Raw genomic sequence first — 18,012 nt, forward strand, 5'->3', positions numbered from 1 at the left:
GGGAATAGCTCAGTTGGTAGAGCACGACCTTGCCAAGGTCGGGGTCGCGAGTTCGAGTCTCGTTTCCCGCTCCAAATTCAATGAAAACGCCGCTCAGTGATGAGCGGCGTTTTTGTTTGTGCGTGATTTTGTCAACTGCCAGTTGATTTCATGGCGGATCGAGACGGTGGACCCGCCGCGACGGCGGGTCCTGAGCGCACTCAGAGCTTGGGCAACTGCCCGATCCGGCCCATCATTTCGGTAACGATCTGCAGGTCCAGCAGGAACTGCTCCACGGTCTTGAACTCGTTGTCGGTGTGGCCGGTGTACTTGACCTCGGGGCGAGCCAGGCCGAACTGTACGCCGTTGGGCAGTTCATGGACCGAGGTGGCCCCGGCGGAAGTGCCGAACTTGTGGGCCATGCCCAGGTTTTCGCTGGCCACGGCCAGCAGTGCCTTGACCCATTCACCCTCGGGATTGCGGTACATCGGTTCGGCGATCTTGTAGTCGAAGGCCACTGCCACATGGCTCTTCTTGCTCCAGGCGGCCAGTTTGTCGGCGATTTCACGCTTGAGCACTTCCGGGGTCTTGCCCTTCGGTACCCGCAGGTTGACCGCGAGCTTGAAGACCTTGTCATCCAGGCCGACATAGGTCAGCGAAGCGGTCAGCGGTCCCATGAAGTCGTCGGAGAAGTCCACGCCCAACTTTTTGCCCAGGTAGTCCAGGCCCCAGTTGTCGGCGGCATAGCGGGCGGCGTCGGTGATGTGGTTGTGCTTGAGCGCGATCTTGCCGTCGATGCCATGGATGAAGTCCAGCATCCTCGCCACCGGGTTGACTCCCGACTCGGGCTCGGAGGAGTGGGCGGACACGCCGGTGACCGTCAGCGCGACATCCTTGCCGACGACCTTGGCGCTCACTTCGAAGTTACCACCATGGCGCTTGGCATACTCCGCGCCGGCTTTCTGCAGGCTGGCGGCCAGTTCGGCAGGCTTGTCGGTCACCAGGGTGGCGACGGAAGTCGACGGGATCTGGTTGGTCGCCATACCGCCGGTCATCGCGGTGATTTCCGCGCCCTTGCCCTGGGCCTCACGCCGGGCAAAGCTGGCCATCACGGTGCCGTAGCCTTTCTCGGCAATCACCACCGGGTAGCCGCCGTCCAGCGCCAGGTTGTAGGTGGGCGTCGGGTTGTGTTCGAAGTAATAGGGGATGGCGTCACCGCTGGTTTCCTCGGTGGTGTCCACCAGCAACTTGAAATTGCGCGCCAGCGGCAGTTTTTCTTCCTTGATGATCTTCATGGCGTAGAGCGCGACGACGATACCGTTCTTGTCATCCTCGGTACCGCGGCCATACATGCGGTCGCCGATCAGGGTGACCTTGAACGGATCGAGTTTGGTGCCGTCCTTCAGTACCCAGTTTTCCGGGGTTACCGGCACCACGTCGGCATGGGCGTGAATACCGACGACTTCATCGCCGGTGCCTTCGAGGGAGATCTCGTAGACGCGGTTGTCGATGTTGCGAAAGTTCAGGTTGAAGGATTGGGCAAGGCCCTTGATCTTGTCGGCGATCTTGATGAACTCGGGGTTGTCGTGCTGGGCAACGCCGTCGACGTTGAAGGTCGGGATCTCCACCAGCTCGCGCAGGGTTTCCATGGCGACGCTGCCGTACTTCACCCGGGCGTAGATGCCGAGCAGACGGTAGATCTCGTTCTGCTGGTCGGCGGACAGGTTCTTGTTGTCGAGAAAGGCGCTGATGGCCGGGCCGAGGTTGTCGGCCTTGGCCAGGTCGCTCTTGCCCAGGCTTCCCAGGAACTGACGGAAATCCGTGACCGAGCTGTCACTGAAGGTCTTGAGGATGGCCGCGCTCTGTTGCGGGGTGATGTTGGCTTCTGCGTGGACGGTGAAGGCCGAAAGACTGGCCAGCATCAATGTGGTGGTGGCCAGGTGTTTGAGGGCGAAATTCATTGCGGGAGGCATTCCTTTGCAGACTGTTGGTGAGAAATATCTGATCAAGCAGACAGAAACATCCTTGGACTATAAAGAAAGCATCAACCGCCCGGCAAACAGAATCAGCACCACGCCCATGCTGCGCTCGAACCAGTGCCCCATCTTCAGGAACGCCTGGCGTACCCGTTCGCTGGAAAACAGCAGGCTGACCAGGATGAACCACAGCGCATTGATGCTGCACATCCACAGGCCATACAGCGCCTGGATCTTCAACGGCGTCGAGGCGCTGACCACCGTGGTGAAGATCGCCAGGAAGAACAGCGTGGCCTTGGGATTGGTGGCGTTGGTCAGGAAGCCGGTCGAGAAGGCCTTGAGCAAACCTTGCCGGGGCGCGTTGTCCGCTTGTTGCGCGGCGATGTCCGGCCGCGCAGCCTGCGGCTTGCTCCTGAGCAGGTTGATGCCCAGGTAAAGGATATAGCCGGCACCGATGACCTTGGCGACGTTCAGCAACCAGAGCGCGCTATTCATCAGCGCGCCGACGCCGAGCAGGGTGTACAGCACATGCACGGAAATACCCGCACCAATACCGACGGCCGTGAACAGGCCGACCATCCTGCCGAACCGCACGCTCTGGCGGATGGTGACGGCGAAGTCCGGGCCGGGAGCGACCACGGCGAGAAAGTGGATGGTCGCCAGGGCGATGAATTCGTGGAGGTACTGGGAATACATGAGCGGTTCCTGGGCAGAAGGGGGAGGTGATCAGGTTTGTCGGCGACCAGTATAAAAATGGCCGGGGCATGTGATAATCCGATCAAATCTCAATGGACCTGTGCGTCATGAGCATAAATCCTCCCCTTGCACTGCTCGGCGAAATGGCGATCTTCGTCAAGGTGGTCGAGACCGGCAGCTTTTCCGAGGCGGCCCGTCAGCTGGGCTCTTCACCGTCCGTCGTCAGTCGCTCGATTTCCCGTCTGGAAAAGGCCCTGGCGACCCGCCTGCTGCAGCGCACCACGCGCAAGTTGCGCCTGAGCGACAGCGGCGAGGAGACCTTCAAGCGTTGTCGCGACATGGTCAGCGCCGCCCGTTCGGTGATGGAGATCAGCGGCCAGTACACCCAGGAGGCCCAGGGGCTGGTGCGGGTGAGTGTGCCCAAAGCGGTGGGGCGCTTCGTCGTGCATCCGCACATGCCGGAATTCCTGCGACGTTATCCACAGGTGGATGTGCAGATGATTCTCGAAGATCGGCCGGTGGATCTGATCGAGGACAATGTCGACCTGATCCTGCGTATCACCGATCACCCGCCGGTCGGCCTGGTGGGGCGCCAGTTGATGCCCATCGAGCATTTGCTCTGCGCGACCCCGCAGTACCTCGCCGAGCATGGCACGCCGCAGCACCCCCATGACCTGCTGGAACACAGTTGCATCTATCTGGGGGATACGCCCAACGATGCCCGCTGGAAATTCCGCCGGGGCGGCAAGTCGGTCACGGTCGGGGTGCGCGGGCGTTATGCGGCCAATCACACCGGCGTGCGACTGGATGCGGTGCTGCAACATATCGGCATTGGCAGCCTGCCGTATTTCACCGCGCGGCATGCGCTGGAGCAGGGGCTGATCGTGCAGGTGCTGCCGGCGTGGACGTTCCTGGCTTCGTATCACGGCGGCCTGTGGCTGCTGTATACGCCAACGCCCTATCTGTCACCGAAGTTGCGGGTGTTCATCGACTATCTGGTGGCGTGCCTGGCGCGGGAGCCGACGTTGAAATCGACGCAGGGATCAATGTCGCCTTAGGCCTTGAGGGACGGGGCCTGGACACTGCGGCGTGGAAGAACCGGTGGGAGGGGGCTTGCCCCCGAAGGGCGTTCCGAGGTCTTTCAGGTGATGCGCGTTATCGTTCTTCGCGGGCAAGCCCGCTCCCACAGGGGGCGGGTGATGCTCGGCATCAGTGCTTGCTGTCCTGGTTGGACAGGGCCAGCAGCTGCTTTTCCTGGTTCCAGTCGAACGGTTCGTCGTTCTGTTCGGCTTCGTAGCGACGTTCTTCCAGTGCCTGGTACAGCTCCAGCTCTTCGTCCGGCATGTAGTGCAGGCAATCGCCGCCAAAGAACCATAGCAGGTCGCGCGGGACCAGGTGGGCGATCTGTGGATAACGCTGGATGACCTGGCACAGCAGGTCCTGGCCCAGGTACTGGCTTTCGATGGGCTCGACCGGCAGTTGCGCCCGCAGTTCGTCGAAACGTTCCAGGAACAGCGCATGGCTTTCTTCGGGGACCTGTTCGGCTTCACCGACGGCAACCAGAATACTGCGCAGGTGGTCGAGCAGGACCAGGTGATCGGCAACGACGTTGGACATGACAAGGGGCCTCAAGAGTAAAACAGGCGCGAGAGTATAAGGCCCCGCGCCCGTGTTGTCCCGCTAGCGCACCTTGCCGGCGCTCTGGCTCAGTTCTTCCTTGCTGAAGTCATCCACATCGATGACCTTGCGTCGCGCGGCTTCGGCCTTGCGCAAGGCCTCGGCCTCGGCCGGTTGCAGCACCCCGGCTTCTAGGGCCGCGTCGATGGCCGATTCGCCGGCCGCCGGCCTGACCTGGCCGGCCTTGAGTCCGGCGTGCAGTTTCTTCTGCAACTCGTGGCTGGCGCCCAGCAGGTCATAGGCCTGCTGCAACGCGCCGACCGGATCGTCCGCCGATTGCGGGCGATAGCAGCCGGCAAGCACCGCTTCCAGGGCCGGATCGCCCTTGGCCCGGCCGAGTACCGCGGCGACCGCGGCATCGAGGGCATCCGACGGTCCGGTATGGCGACGGCCGAACGGGAACACGATGACCCGCAACAGGCAGCCGAACAGTCGGCTGGGGAAGTTGCGCAGCAGTTCGTCCAGCGCCCGCTCCGAGTGGCCGAGGCTTTCTTCCATGGCCCAGGTGAACAGCGGCTCGAGGTACTCCGGCGAATCCAGGTCGTGGTAGCGCTTGAGCGCCGCCGAGGCCAGGTACAGATGGCTGAGCACATCGCCCAGGCGGGCCGACAGGCGCTCGCGACGTTTCAGTTCGCCGCCGAGCAGCATCATGCTCAGGTCCGCGAGCAGGGCGAAGGCCGCCGCCTGGCGATTCAGCGCGCGGAAATAGCCCTGGCTGAGGCGGTTGCCCGGGGTCGACTCGAAGTGGCCGAGCCCGAGGTTCAGGACCAGGGTGCTGGCGGCATTGCTCACGGCAAAACCGATATGCCTGAGCAGCAGGCCGTCGAACTCCAGCAGCGCCTGGTCACGGTCCTCGCGTCCGGCCAGGGCCATTTCCTTGAGCACGAACGGATGGCAGCGGATGGCGCCCTGGCCGAAGATCATCAGGTTGCGCGAGAGGATGTTCGCGCCCTCCACGGTGATGAAGATCGGCGCGCCTTGCCAACTGCGGCCCAGGTAATTGTTCGGGCCCATGATGATGCCCTTGCCGCCGTGGACGTCCATGGCGTGGCTGATGCACTCGCGACCGCGCTCGGTCAGGTGGTACTTGAGGATCGCCGACAGCACCGAGGGTTTTTCCCCCAGGTCCACGGCGTTGGCGGTGAGCATCCGCGCGCTGTCCATCAGCCAGGCATTGCCGCCGATTCGCGCCAGGGCTTCCTGGATCCCCTCGAAGGCCGACAGCGGCACATTGAACTGTTCGCGAACCTGGGCGTACTGGCCGGTGACCAGGCTGGTGAACTTGGCCGCGCCGGTGCCGACCGCCGGCAGGGAGATCGAACGGCCCACCGACAGGCAGTTCATCAGCATCATCCAGCCTTTGCCGAGCATTTCCTGGCCGCCGATAAGGAATTCCAGGGGAATGAACACATCCTTGCCGGAGTTCGGGCCGTTCATGAAGGCGGCGCCCAGGGGCAGGTGGCGACGACCGATCTCGACACCGGGGGTATCGGTGGGAATCAACGCCAGGCTGATGCCCAGGTCCTCTTCCTCGCCCAGCAGGTGATCCGGGTCATGGGCCTTGAAGGCCAGGCCGAGCAAGGTCGCGACCGGGCCGAGGGTGATATAGCGTTTTTCCCAGTTCAGGCGCAGGCCGAGGACTTCCTGGCCTTGCCACTCACCCTTGCAGATCACCCCGGTGTCCGGCATCGAGCCGGCGTCGGAGCCGGCCAACGGACCGGTGAGGGCAAAACACGGGATATCGTCGCCACGGGCCAACCGCGGCAGGTAGTGATTGCGTTGTTCGTCGGTGCCGTAATGCAGCAGCAATTCCGCCGGCCCCAGGGAGTTGGGGACCATGACGGTGGAAGCGAGGTCGCCGCTGCGGGTCGCCAGCTTCATCGCCACCTGGGAATGGGCATAGGCGGAAAAGCCCTTGCCGCCAAACTCCTTGGGAATGATCAGGGCAAAGAAACCGTGCTGCTTGATGTGTTCCCAGGCGGCGGGCGGCAGGTCCATGGCCTGGCCGATCTGCCAGTCGCTGACCATGGCGCAGAGCTCTTCGGTCGGGCCATCGATAAAGGCCTGTTCTTCTTCGCTCAACTGCGCCTTGGGATAGGCCAGCAGTTTGTTCCAGTCTGGACGACCGCTTAACAGTTCGCCGTCCCACCAGACCGTGCCGGCGTCGATGGCGTCGCGCTCGGTCTCGGACATCGGTGGCAGGACTTTCTGGAACCAGGCGAACAGCGGGGCGGTGAAGAGCCGGCGCCGCAGGTCGGGCAGCAACAGCGGCAGCGCCACGGCGGCGAGGATGAGCCACAGGACCAGCTTCAGCCAGCCATGGCCGTGGACAAAAATACCCAGTGCGACGAGGTACACGGCCACCACGCCAAGCGCGGGAAGCGGGGCGATGCGCCGGTGCGCCAGGTAGGCGACGCCAAGCAGCAGAACCAGTATCCACAACAGCAACATATTCAATCCTCCGTGAAGACAGGGCAAAAACATCCCAGAGCTTAGTCGGCATCTGCTAGGCGGGGTGTCAGAGCTGTGTGTCTAAATCTGTGGGAAAAATCATTTGAATGGCGGTAATCCCTGAACGTCCAAAGCCTTCGAGTCGTTGCAGGAAACCCCCCGGTTGGTCTGTGACTTGGCCGAATCGTCGTTATCGGCGCGCCAGGTCGAGGGCTAGACTCGAGGCTTCCCAGGGGAGACTGCGGCCATGCACGAGTATCTGAATCCAGGACGCTTCATCGATAGTGACCACCCGGCGGTGGTGGAGTTCGCCGAAAGTCGCCGGGGCGCCGGTCGCGATCCTCGGGAGCAGGCCATTCGCCTGTATTACGCGGTGCGCGACGAGATCCGCTACAACATCTACGCCTTCAGCCGCAATCCCGACACCCTGCGCGGCAGTCATGCCCTGGCGGTGGGGCAGAGCTACTGCGTGCCCAAGGCCACCTTGCTCGCCGCCAGCGCCCGGCATTGCGGGATACCGGCGCGGATCGGCCTGGCGGATGTGCGCAATCACTTGTCGACGCCACGGGTTCTGGAGTTGCTCAAGAGCGAGGTGTTCGCCATGCACGGCTACACCGAGTTCTATCTGGACGGACGCTGGGTCAAGGCCACGCCGGCCTTCGACCGCGGCCTGTGCGAAACCTTCGGGGTGATACCGCTGGAATTCGACGGCCTGAGCGACAGTGTGTTCCACCCCTACACCCAGGGTGGCCAGCGGCATATGGAATACCTGCGTGACCACGGGCAGTTTGCCGATGTGCCCGAATCGCTGTTCTACGGGCACCTGGCCGAGTGTTATCCGCATCTGTTCGCCCCCGACGCGATTTCCCTGCGTGGCGACATGCGCAACGATTTGAGTCGTGGCTGATCGGGCGTAGACTGCCTCGGCATTTATCCAACGAGAGGCCGTCATGCTGAAGATCTGGGGTCGGAAAAATTCGTCGAATGTCAGAAAGGCGCTGTGGATTGCCGAAGAACTGGGCCTGTCCTACGAGGCCATCGATGCCGGTGGTGCCTTCGGGGTCGTTGGCACGCCGCAATACCGCGAGAAAAATCCCAACGGCCTGGTCCCCATGATCGAGGACGGCGATTTTGTCCTGTGGGAGTCCAATACCATCGTGCGTTACCTGGCCGCCAGGCATGCCGCCGGTTCCGCCTGGTATGTCGATGACCTGCAGGCGCGGGCCAGCGCCGAGAAATGGATGGACTGGACCACCTCATCCTTTGCCACGCCGTTTCGCGGGGTGTTCTGGGGCGTGTTGCGTACCCCGGCCGAGCAACAGGACTGGACGGCCATCAATGCCTCGTTGAAAACCTGCAGTGAATTGCTGGCCACGGTCGATCAGGCGCTGGCCGGGCAACCGTACCTGTCCGGCGACGAGATCGGCATGGGTGATATTCCCCTCGGCAGCTTTATCTATGCCTGGTTCGAAATGCCCATCGAGCGCCCGTCGCTGCCCCATTTGAGTGCCTGGTACGATCGTCTGAAACAACGTCCGGCCTACCAGCGGGCAGTCATGACAGCGTTGACTTAATACCCACTATTAACGCGGGTTGCTGTACTTGTGCGGCGCTGCCAAGCACCATAGTGCTGGCGCGCCGCTATTGTTTTCGAGCAGGCTTGCCCTTATTTAGAACTTTCTTCCCTTCTTGGTGCATGAATCCGATATGAGTTCCGCTCTGTCCATCCGGCAGCTAACCAAAACCTACGGCAACGGTTTCCAGGCCCTGAGTGGTATCGATCTGGATGTCGCCGAAGGTGACTTTTTCGCCTTGCTCGGCCCCAACGGTGCCGGCAAATCCACGACCATCGGCATTCTCTCGACCCTGGTGAACAAGACCAGCGGCACGGTGAATATCTTTGGCAACGACCTGGACAAATCCCCGGCGGCGCTCAAGCGCAGCATCGGCGTGGTGCCCCAGGAGTTCAACTTCAACCAGTTCGAGAAAACCTTCGATATCGTCGTGACCCAGGCCGGCTACTACGGCATTCCGGCGAAGATCGCCAAGGAACGCGCCGAGCAGTACCTGACCCAGCTGGGCCTGTGGGACAAGCGCGATGTGCCGTCGCGTTCGTTGTCCGGCGGCATGAAGCGCCGGCTGATGATCGCCCGCGCCCTGGTTCACGAACCGCGCCTGCTGATCCTCGACGAACCGACGGCCGGGGTGGACATCGAGCTGCGTCGCTCGATGTGGACCTTCCTCACTGAGCTGAACGAGAAAGGCATCACCATCATCCTCACCACCCATTACCTGGAAGAGGCTGAGCAGCTGTGCCGTAACATCGGCATCATCGACCACGGCACCATTGTCGAAAACACCAGCATGCGCCAGTTGCTCAGCCAACTGCACGTCGAGACCTTCCTGCTCGACCTCAAGCATGCCCAGACGGTCGCTCCGGCGTTGATCGGCTACCCGAGCAAGCTGCTCGACAGTCACACCCTGGAAGTGCAGGTCGACAAGGCGGTGGGCATCACCGCGCTGTTCAGCCAATTGGCCACGCAGCAGATCGAAGTCCTCAGCCTGCGTAACAAAACCAATCGCCTCGAGGAGTTGTTCGTGTCCCTGGTGGAAAAAAACCTGTCGAAGGTGGCGGTATGAGTTCGGAGCTGCAACCCAACCTGGTCGCCCTCAACACCATCGTTTACCGCGAGGTGAAGCGTTTTACCCGGATCTGGCCGCAGACCCTGCTGCCCCCGGCGATCACCATGGTCCTGTACTTCGTGATCTTCGGGAACCTGATCGGCCGGCAGATCGGCGATATGGGCGGGTTCACCTATATGGAGTACATCGTGCCGGGGCTGATCATGATGTCGGTGATCACCAACTCCTACGGCAACGTGGTCTCGAGCTTCTTCGGCAGCAAGTTCCAGCGTTCGATCGAAGAGCTGATGGTCTCCCCGGTTTCACCCCATACGATCCTGATCGGCTACACCCTCGGCGGTGTGTTGCGCGGCCTCATGGTGGGGATCATCGTGACCCTGCTGTCGCTGTTCTTCACCCATCTGCAGGTCCATCACCTGGGCGTGACCGTGCTGGTGGTGGTGCTGACCGCGACGATCTTCTCGCTCCTGGGCTTCATCAACGCGGTCTTTGCACGCAACTTCGACGATATCTCGATTATCCCGACTTTCGTGCTGACGCCGTTGACCTACCTGGGCGGGGTGTTCTACTCGATCACCCTGCTGCCACCGTTCTGGCAGAGCGTTTCGCTGGCCAACCCGGTGCTGCATATGGTCAACGCCTTCCGCTACGGCATCCTCGGCGTATCGGATATCCGCATCAGCGTGGCGATCACCTTCATGCTGGTGGCCACGGTGGTGTTGTATGTCGGTTGTGCGCGGTTGCTGGTCAGCGGCCGCGGCATGCGCCAGTAGCACTGGCCTGATGATCGTTCCCACGCTCTGCGTGGGAACGCCGCGCAGGACGCTCCGCGTCCTCTGTTGTGACGCAGAACGTGCGTTATCCCTTGCGGCGTTGTTCCCGACGCCTCTTCCACTGCCGCGCCACCCACCACCGCCAGTAACCCATGGTTACGCAGTAGCCCAATGCGGCCAGCAACAGCCCGAGAATCACCGATCCGAGCAAGAAGGGTTGCCACAGCGTCGCCAGCTGGCCGCTGATCCAGTCCCAGGTCAGTTCGTCCGGCAGGCTGCGCGGGGGCACCGCCATGACCCAGGCGCCGATCTGGTAGGTGCAGTAGAAGATCGGCGGCATGGTCAGCGGATTGGTCAGCCACACCAGGCTGACGGCAATCGGCAGGTTGCCGCGCACCCAGATCGCCAGGCACGCCGCCAGCAACATCTGCAACGGGATCGGCATCAACGCGGCGAACAGACCGACCGCCATGGCCCGGGCCACCGAATGCCGATTGAGGTGCCAGAGGTTCGGATCGTGAAGCAGTTTGCCGAAGAATCGTAAGTGCTTGTGTTCCCGGATGCTGTCCGGGTCGGGCATGTAGCGTTTGAATAAGCGACGCGGCATAAGGCTTCTCGGTCGGTTCAAGCGGGCAGTATGCCCGGATTCTACGTACGGCCAATTCAGACTTTGTGACAATTAATAAAGCACCTGCCGGGCAGGCGGGCTATTCCGAGAACTGGGGACCGGTTCAAGGAGTGGGGAATGCGCACAGGGATGCTGGCGCTGGCGGCTGGATTGCTGGCCTTGCGGTTTTTGCCGCAGTTGCCGCCTGTCGGAATGCTGCCGGTGCTGTCGCTGGTCGGCCTGATGCTGTTGCCGTTTCGCAGCTATCCCGTTGCCTTGTTCCTGTTCGGTTTCAGTTGGGCCTGCCTGCAGGCGCACTGGGCCCTGGCTGATCGCCTGGCGCTGGCCCTCGACGGCCAGACGCTGTGGCTCGAAGGGCGAGTGGTCGGCTTGCCGCAACCGGGCGATGCCGTGCAGCGCTTTGAGCTGGCGGACGCGACGGCGCGGCGAGGCGTGCTGCCGCGGCGGATCCGCCTGGCCTGGTATGGCGGGCCACCGGTCGGCAGTGGCGAACGCTGGCGGCTGGCGGTCAAGCTCAAGTCGCCGCGGGGGCTGCTCAATCCCCATGGTTTCGATCGTGAGGCCTGGCTGCTGGCGCAACGGATCGGCGCCACGGGGACGGTCAAGGACGGGCAATTGCTGGCGCCCTCCACGGGTTCCTGGCGCGATGCGATTCGCCAGCGGATGCTGCAGGTCGAGGCCCGGGGCCAGGCGGCGACCCTGGTGGCATTGGTCCTGGGGGATGGCTCGGGACTGTCGGCCGAGACCTGGCGCATCCTGCAGGACACCGGGACTGTCCATCTGCTGGTGATTTCCGGACAGCATATCGGGCTCTTCGCCGCCCTGGTCTATGGGTTGATTGCCGGGCTGGCGCGTTATGGCCTGTGGCCGCAGCGCCGGCCCTGGCTGCCATGGGCCTGTGGCCTGGCCTTCGTGGCCGCGTTGGGCTACGGCCTGCTGGCGGGGTTCGGCGTTCCGGTGCAGCGGGCCTGCGCGATGATCGGCCTGGTGCTGCTGTGGCGCCTGCGTTTTCGCCACCTGGGGGCTACCTGGCCGCTGCTGCTGGCGCTGAACCTGGTCCTGCTGTTCGAGCCGCTGGCGAGCCTGCGACCGGGGTTCTGGCTGTCCTTTGCCGCCGTGGCGGTGCTGGTCTTCACCTTCAGCCGGCGTCTCGGTGCCTGGGGGATCTGGCAGACCTGGACCCGCGCGCAATGGACCATCGCCCTCGGGCTGGTGCCGTTCCTGCTGGTCTTGGGCCTGCCCGTCAGCCTCAGTGGACCATGGGTCAACCTGATCGCGGTGCCTTGGATCAGCCTCATGGTGTTGCCGCTGGCCTTGCTCGGCACCTTGCTGCTGCCACTGCCCTGGGTGGGTGAAGCATTGCTGTGGCTGGCCGGCGGCTTGCTGGAACTGCTGTTCCTCGGGCTTGCCCAGGTGGCGCTGCGGATTCCGGCCTGGTTGCCGGAGGCCATCCCGCCGTGGGCCTGGTTGCTGGGCAGCCTGGGCATCCTGCTGCTGTTGCTGCCCGCGGGGGTGCCGCTGCGGCCCCTGGGCTGGCCACTGGCGGCACTGATGGTGCTGGCACCGCCCTCCCGGATGCCAGAAGGCCAGGCCGAGGTCTGGCAACTGGATGTCGGACAGGGACTGGCGATCCTGGTGCGTACCCGGCACCACAACCTGCTGTATGACGCGGGGCCACGCTTTGGCGATTTCGACCTGGGCCAGCGCGTGGTGCTGCCGTCCTTGCGCAAGCTGGGCGTGCGGGCGCTCGACCTGATGCTGATCAGCCACGCCGATGCCGACCATGCCGGCGGGGCCCTGGCGGTGCGCAACGGCTTGCCGGTGGGCCGGGTGCTCAGCGGTGACGCCGCGGGCCTGCCGGCGCAGTTGTTCGCCGAGTCCTGTGTCAGCGGCGAACGCTGGGAATGGGACGGCGTGAGCTTTGCCCTGTGGCAATGGCCGGATGCCACGGACAGCAACCAGCGTTCCTGTGTCCTGCAGATCGAGGCGAGTGGCGAGCGGTTGCTGCTCACCGGCGATATCGATATCCAGGCCGAACAGGCGTTCCTGCAGAGTCCGCTGGCCGTCGCCGGCGACTGGCTGCAGGCGCCCCATCACGGCAGTCGCAGTTCGTCCTCGATGGCTTTCCTTCAGCGGCTGGCGCCCCGGGCCGTGTTGATCTCGCGGGGGCATGGCAATGCCTTCGGCCATCCGCACCCGCAGGTCATGGCGCGCTACCAGGCCCTGGCCATGCAGGTCCATGACAGCGCGGAGCAGGGCGCTGTGCGCCTGCAGCTGGGAGCCTTCGGCGCCGCCCGGTCGCAGCGTGAGCAGAGGCGCTTCTGGCGCTGGCCTGCGGAGGATTGAGCCGGCACAGAATGGCGACCCGGAGCAGAGACTGTAGGAGCGGGCTTGCCCGCGAAGGGGCCCTTGAGGCTGGCGACGCTCTCGAAGACCGCTTCGCAGGCAAGCCAGCTCCCACAGGAGGGCGGTGCACGATGGAGCCTCGGGTGGCTCAAGATTTAAATAACCGGGGGTTATTAAAGCGCAGCAGCATGCGACATCACGTTCTTCGGCCAGACCGACCCCTATGTTAGAGTGGCGCACTTTTTGAGGGGACTGTCACTGTGTGGGAATTGGTCAAATCCGGCGGCTGGATGATGTTGCCGATCATTCTGAGTTCCATCGCGGCTTTGGGCATCATTGCCGAACGGCTGTGGACCTTGCGCGCCAGTCGCGTGACCCCGGAGCATCTGCTCGGGCAGGTCTGGGTCTGGATCAAGGACAAGCAGCTGGACAAGGAAAAACTCAAGCAACTGCGGGCCGACTCCCCCCTGGGCGAGATTCTCGCGGCGGGCCTGGCGAACTCCAAGCACGGTCGCGAGATCATGAAGGAGTGCATCGAAGAAGCCGCCGCCCGGGTGATTCATGAGCTGGAGCGCTATATCAATGCCCTCGGCACCATTGCCGCCATGTCACCGTTGCTCGGCCTGCTGGGCACGGTGCTGGGCATGATCGATATTTTCAGTTCGTTCATGGGTTCGGGCATGACCACCAACGCGGCGGTCCTCGCCGGTGGTATCTCCAAGGCCCTGATCACCACGGCTTCCGGCCTGATCGTGGGGATTCCGGCGGTGTTCTTCCACCGCTTCCTGCAACGCCGGATCGACGAGCTGGTGGTCGGCATGGAGCAGCAGGCGATCAAGCTGGTCGAGGTGGTACAGGGCGACCGTGATGTGGAAATGCCCGAGGGCAGAGCGTGAAATTCCGCCGCAAGCCCCGGGAAACCATCGATATCAACCTCGCGTCGCTGATCGACGTGGTCTTCGTCCTGCTCCTGTTTTTCGTGGTCACCACCACCTTCACCCGCGAAACCCAGCTGCGCGTGGACCTGCCGCAGGCGGTCAGCGGCTCGCCCGCCGAAGACCAGTTGGTCAAGCAACTGGATATCGCCATCAGCGCCGACGGGGTGTTCTCGGTGAACAACCAGTTGTTGCCGAAAAATGACCTGGCGAGCCTGATGGAGGCCCTGCAGAAAGAGTCCGGCGGCGATACCAACCTGCCGCTTTCCATCAGCGCCGATGGCAAGACCCAGCATCAGGCCGTGATCACCGCCATGGACGCCGCCGGCAAGCTCGGCTTCAGCCATTTGCGCATGACCACCGTCGAGGCGGCGCCGGCTCCCTGATGGCACTTTCCGATCGTCTGTTGCGCGCCTGGTACAGCGGCCATCCGGCCCTGGTTCTGCTGCGTCCGCTGGAGTGGCTGTATCGCCGGGTGGTCGACGGCAAGCGGGCGCGCTTTGTCGCGGGCTCGGGGACTATCTACCAGCCTCCTGTTCCGTTGATCGTGGTCGGCAATATCACCGTCGGCGGCACCGGCAAGACGCCGATGATTCTCTGGCTGGTCGAGCATTGCCGGCGCCGTGGCCTGCGCGTCGGCGTGGTCAGCCGGGGTTATGGCGCCAGGCCGCCGAGCCTGCCGTGGCGGGTGCGCGCCGACCAGGACGCAGCGGTGGCCGGCGATGAGCCCTTGCTGATCGTCCGGCGCAACGATGTGCCGCTGATGATCGACCCGGATCGCAGCCGTGCGGTGCAGGCCCTGCTGGCCAGCGAAACCCTCGATCTGATCCTTTCCGATGACGGCTTGCAGCATTACCGCCTGGCCCGCGACCTGGAACTGGTGCTGATCGATGCCGCCCGTGGCCTGGGCAATGGCCGGTGCCTGCCTGCCGGACCGTTGCGCGAACCTCTCGAACGCCTGCAAAGTGTCGATGCGCTGCTGTACAACGGGGCCACCGAGGATGGTGACAAAGGCTTCGCCTTCCACCTGCGACCGACCGCCCTGGTCAATCTGCTGAGCGGCGAACGCCGGCCGCTCGACCATTTTCCGCCCGGACAGGCGTTGCACGCGGTGGCCGGGATCGGCAACCCGCAACGTTTCTTCGGCACCCTCGAAACGCTACACTGGCAGCCAGTGCCCCACGCTTTTGCCGACCATGCCGAATACAGCGCGGCAGCCTTGAGTTTCACGCCGTCGCTACCACTGGTCATGACCGAAAAGGATGCGGTGAAGTGCCAGGCGTTCGCGGCACCCGACTGGTGGTACCTGGCGGTCGATGCGCTGCCTTCCGAGGCTTTCGCGGCCTGGTTCGACACGCAACTGCTGCGCCTGTTGCCCGATCGTCTTTTGCCCTAAACCCGTTTTTATCCAGGGAATCCCTCATGGACACCAAACTGCTCGATATCCTCGCCTGCCCGATCTGCAAGGGGCCGCTCAAGCTCAGCGCCGACAAGACCGAGCTGATCAGCAAGGGCGCCGGCCTGGCATTCCCGATTCGCGACGGCATCCCGGTGATGCTCGAAAGCGAGGCCCGCACCCTGAGCACCGATGAGCGCCTGGACAAATGAGCACCCCGTTCATCGTCGTGATTCCGGCGCGTTTTTCCTCCACGCGCCTGCCGGCCAAGCCGCTGCAATTGATCGCCGGCAAGCCGATGATCCAGCACACCTGGGAGCAGGCCTGTAAAAGCAGCGCCCAGCGGGTGGTGGTGGCGACGGATGACGCGCGGATCGTCGAGGCCTGCAAGGCCTTCGGCGCCGAAGTGCTGTTGACCCGCGAAGATCATGAGTCCGGGACCGATCGCCTGGCCGAAGTCGCCAGCCTGCTGGGGCTGGCGGCGGATGCCATTGTGGTGAATGTCCAGGGCGACGAGCCGCTGATCCCGCCCGTGGTGATCGATCAGGTCGCGGCCAACCTGGCGGCGCACACCGAGGCGCGCATGGCCACGCTGGCCGAGCCGATCGAAGACGTCGAGACCCTGTTCAATCCGAACGTGGTCAAGGTGGTCAGCGACATCAACGGCCTGGCCCTGACGTTCAGTCGCGCCACCTTGCCCTGGGCCCGGGATGAATTCGCCAGGAGCCGCGAGACGATGCCCGAAGGCGTGCCGTTCCGTCGGCATATCGGCATCTATGCCTACCGCGCCGGCTTCCTGCATGACTTTGTCGGCTGGGGCCCGTGCTGGCTGGAAACCACCGAGCGCCTGGAACAGCTGCGTGCCTTGTGGCACGGCGTGCGGATCCATGTGGCCGATGCCCTGGAGGCACCGCCTACCGGTGTCGACACGGAGCAGGATCTCGATCGCGTTCGTCGCTTGCTGGAGGCCTGATGCGGGTTCTGTTTGTCTGCCTGGGCAACATCTGTCGTTCGCCCACGGCCGAAGGTGTATTGCGCCACAAGTTGCGCGAGGCCGGCCTGGCCGAGCATATCGAAGTCGATTCCGCCGGGACCGGCCAATGGCATGTCGGCAAGGCGCCGGACAGCCGCAGCCAGCGCGCGGCACGGATGCGCGGTTATGACCTCTCGGCGCAGCGCGCGCGGCAGGTCAGCGCGGCGGATTTCAACCGCTTCGACCTGATCCTGGCCATGGACCAGAGCAACCTGCGCAACCTCAAGCTGCTGCAACCGGCCCAGGGCAAGGCCGAGCTGGACCTGTTCCTGCGTCGTTATGACGGTGCGGTGGAGGAAGTGCCGGATCCGTACTATGACGAAGAACACGGTTTCGAGCAGGTGCTGGACCTGATCGAACAGGCCAGCGACCGCCTGGTCGTCGAACTCAAGGGGCGTCTATGAGCCTGCAACTGCAAGCCGGGGTCTCCCTCAAGCCGTATAACAGCTTTGGTGTCGATGTCCGCGCGCAGTGGTTCGCCGAGGCCCACAACGACGATGACGTACGCGAGGCCCTGGCTTATGCGGCGCAACAGCAACTGCCGCTGCTGGTGATCGGCGGTGGCAGCAACCTGCTGTTGACGGCGGATGTCCCGGCGCTGGTATTGCGCATGGGCAGCCGTGGCATCCGCCTGCTGAGCGATGACGGCGAACGGGTGGTCATTGAAGCGGAGGCGGGTGAACCCTGGCATCCGTTCGTGCTGTCGACCCTGGCCCAGGGCTGGTCCGGCCTGGAAAACCTCAGCCTGATTCCCGGCACCGTCGGCGCGGCACCGATGCAGAACATCGGCGCCTACGGGGTCGAGATCAAGGACGTGTTCGCCGGCCTGACCGCCCTGGACCGGCAGACCGGCGAGTTGCGCGAGTTCTCCCTGGAAGAATGCCAGTTCGGTTATCGCGACAGCCTGTTCAAGCATGCCGCCGGACGCTGGTTGATCCTGCGTGTGCGCTTCGCCCTGAGCCGGGTCGAGCACCTGCACCTGGGCTATGGCCCGGTGGCCGAGCGCCTGAGCGAGCAGGGCATCAGCCAGCCGAACGCCAGTGATGTCAGCCGGGCCATCTGCAGTATCCGCAGCGAAAAACTGCCCGACCCGGCGGTCCTCGGCAATGCCGGGAGTTTCTTCAAGAACCCGCTGGTATCGGCGGTCCACGCCGCCGAACTGAAGCAGGCGCATCCCGGGCTGGTGGGTTATCCACAGGCTGACGGGCGGGTGAAGCTGGCGGCGGGCTGGTTGATCGAGGCTGCCGGCTGGAAAGGTTTCCGTGAGTGCGATGCCGGTGTGCACCGCTTGCAGTCGCTGGTGCTGGTCAATTACGGCAGCGCCAGTGGCGGGCAGTTGCTCGCCCTGGCCCGCAGGATCCAGGCCGATATCGCCGAGCGCTTTGCCGTCGAGCTGGAAATGGAACCGAACCTGTACTGAAGCTATGCTGATGGCTGCCATGCCAAGCCCTATGTAGTCAGACTACATAGGGCTTTTTT

The 18,012-nt window shown here is 63.6% G+C and carries 18 protein-coding genes; 13 read left to right on the forward strand and 5 right to left on the reverse strand.

Features of this window, described 5'->3' with window-relative positions; all coding sequences use genetic code 11:
* Window positions 1-200: 200 nt before the first annotated feature.
* Together ACL9RJ_RS25330 and ACL9RJ_RS25335 are read right to left on the reverse strand one after the other, a co-directional pair.
* On the reverse strand, window positions 201-1,940 hold the full coding sequence (locus ACL9RJ_RS25330; RefSeq protein WP_212810687.1) for a dipeptidase: 1,740 nt from the start codon (window positions 1,938-1,940) through the stop codon (window positions 201-203).
* Window positions 1,941-2,009: 69 nt separating this feature from the next.
* A complete protein-coding gene (locus tag ACL9RJ_RS25335) occupies window positions 2,010-2,651 on the reverse strand; it encodes a LysE family translocator (protein WP_212810688.1) in 642 nt (213 codons plus the stop codon).
* Between the two features lie 107 nt (window positions 2,652-2,758).
* Between ACL9RJ_RS25335 and ACL9RJ_RS25340 the strand changes: the two genes are divergently transcribed.
* Complete coding sequence (locus tag ACL9RJ_RS25340; protein ID WP_212810689.1) at window positions 2,759-3,709, forward strand: LysR family transcriptional regulator; 951 nt, start codon at window positions 2,759-2,761, stop codon at window positions 3,707-3,709.
* A gap of 151 nt (window positions 3,710-3,860) precedes the next feature.
* Here ACL9RJ_RS25340 and ACL9RJ_RS25345 read toward each other — a convergent pair whose 3' ends face one another.
* Both ACL9RJ_RS25345 and ACL9RJ_RS25350 read right to left on the reverse strand, forming a co-directional pair.
* Window positions 3,861-4,268, reverse strand: a complete 408-nt coding sequence (locus tag ACL9RJ_RS25345) for a PA2817 family protein (RefSeq protein ID WP_017126375.1) — start codon at window positions 4,266-4,268, stop codon at window positions 3,861-3,863.
* Between the two features lie 63 nt (window positions 4,269-4,331).
* Complete coding sequence (locus tag ACL9RJ_RS25350) at window positions 4,332-6,779, reverse strand: acyl-CoA dehydrogenase (protein WP_422765787.1); 2,448 nt, start codon at window positions 6,777-6,779, stop codon at window positions 4,332-4,334.
* 247 nt (window positions 6,780-7,026) lie between these two features.
* Between ACL9RJ_RS25350 and ACL9RJ_RS25355 the strand changes: the two genes are divergently transcribed.
* From ACL9RJ_RS25355 to ACL9RJ_RS25370, 4 genes are all read left to right on the forward strand, one after another.
* A complete protein-coding gene (locus ACL9RJ_RS25355; protein WP_177085160.1) occupies window positions 7,027-7,686 on the forward strand; it encodes a transglutaminase-like domain-containing protein in 660 nt (219 codons plus the stop codon).
* 43 nt (window positions 7,687-7,729) lie between these two features.
* The gene (locus ACL9RJ_RS25360) at window positions 7,730-8,353 is read left to right on the forward strand and encodes a glutathione S-transferase (protein WP_212810690.1); all 624 of its coding nucleotides are present in this window, start codon (window positions 7,730-7,732) and stop codon (window positions 8,351-8,353) included.
* 133 nt (window positions 8,354-8,486) lie between these two features.
* Entirely contained in the window at window positions 8,487-9,419 is a 933-nt protein-coding gene (locus tag ACL9RJ_RS25365) for an ABC transporter ATP-binding protein (protein ID WP_017126379.1), read from the forward strand.
* Window positions 9,416-10,195 (forward strand): ABC transporter permease, encoded by a 780-nt coding sequence (locus tag ACL9RJ_RS25370; protein ID WP_017126380.1) that lies wholly within the window; start codon window positions 9,416-9,418, stop codon window positions 10,193-10,195. The genes ACL9RJ_RS25365 and ACL9RJ_RS25370 overlap by 4 nt, the downstream gene beginning before the upstream one ends.
* 85 nt (window positions 10,196-10,280) lie before the next feature.
* Here the strand turns inward: ACL9RJ_RS25370 and ACL9RJ_RS25375 are convergent, their stop codons facing one another.
* Window positions 10,281-10,802 carry a DUF2062 domain-containing protein gene (locus ACL9RJ_RS25375; protein ID WP_212810691.1) on the reverse strand — a complete coding sequence of 174 codons (522 nt, stop codon included), beginning with the start codon at window positions 10,800-10,802 and terminating at the stop codon, window positions 10,281-10,283.
* Between the two features lie 138 nt (window positions 10,803-10,940).
* Between ACL9RJ_RS25375 and ACL9RJ_RS25380 the strand changes: the two genes are divergently transcribed.
* From ACL9RJ_RS25380 to murB, 8 genes are all read left to right on the forward strand, one after another.
* Window positions 10,941-13,169, forward strand: coding sequence for a DNA internalization-related competence protein ComEC/Rec2 (locus ACL9RJ_RS25380; RefSeq protein WP_422765788.1), 2,229 nt, complete (start codon window positions 10,941-10,943; stop codon window positions 13,167-13,169).
* Window positions 13,170-13,429: 260 nt separating this feature from the next.
* Entirely contained in the window at window positions 13,430-14,065 is a 636-nt protein-coding gene (locus ACL9RJ_RS25385) for a MotA/TolQ/ExbB proton channel family protein (RefSeq protein WP_017126384.1), read from the forward strand.
* Window positions 14,062-14,490 (forward strand): ExbD/TolR family protein, encoded by a 429-nt coding sequence (locus ACL9RJ_RS25390; RefSeq protein ID WP_017126385.1) that lies wholly within the window; start codon window positions 14,062-14,064, stop codon window positions 14,488-14,490. The genes ACL9RJ_RS25385 and ACL9RJ_RS25390 overlap by 4 nt, the downstream gene beginning before the upstream one ends.
* Window positions 14,490-15,500 (forward strand): tetraacyldisaccharide 4'-kinase, encoded by a 1,011-nt coding sequence (lpxK, locus tag ACL9RJ_RS25395; RefSeq protein ID WP_177119669.1) that lies wholly within the window; start codon window positions 14,490-14,492, stop codon window positions 15,498-15,500. The genes ACL9RJ_RS25390 and lpxK overlap by 1 nt, the downstream gene beginning before the upstream one ends.
* Before the next feature lie 26 nt (window positions 15,501-15,526).
* Window positions 15,527-15,712, forward strand: coding sequence for a Trm112 family protein (locus tag ACL9RJ_RS25400; RefSeq protein ID WP_010447200.1), 186 nt, complete (start codon window positions 15,527-15,529; stop codon window positions 15,710-15,712).
* Complete coding sequence (gene kdsB / locus ACL9RJ_RS25405) at window positions 15,709-16,473, forward strand: 3-deoxy-manno-octulosonate cytidylyltransferase (RefSeq protein WP_177085152.1); 765 nt, start codon at window positions 15,709-15,711, stop codon at window positions 16,471-16,473. Before ACL9RJ_RS25400 ends, kdsB begins: the two co-directional genes overlap by 4 nt.
* A complete protein-coding gene (locus ACL9RJ_RS25410; protein ID WP_017126388.1) occupies window positions 16,473-16,937 on the forward strand; it encodes a low molecular weight protein-tyrosine-phosphatase in 465 nt (154 codons plus the stop codon). The genes kdsB and ACL9RJ_RS25410 overlap by 1 nt, the downstream gene beginning before the upstream one ends.
* Complete coding sequence (gene murB / locus ACL9RJ_RS25415; protein WP_422765789.1) at window positions 16,934-17,953, forward strand: UDP-N-acetylmuramate dehydrogenase; 1,020 nt, start codon at window positions 16,934-16,936, stop codon at window positions 17,951-17,953. Before ACL9RJ_RS25410 ends, murB begins: the two co-directional genes overlap by 4 nt.
* The last annotated feature ends 59 nt before the right edge of the window (window positions 17,954-18,012 follow it).

Origin of the sequence: Pseudomonas sp. Mn2068, assembly GCF_049319725.1 — a bacterium.
GTDB classification, from domain to species: domain Bacteria; phylum Pseudomonadota; class Gammaproteobacteria; order Pseudomonadales; family Pseudomonadaceae; genus Aquipseudomonas; species Aquipseudomonas gingeri.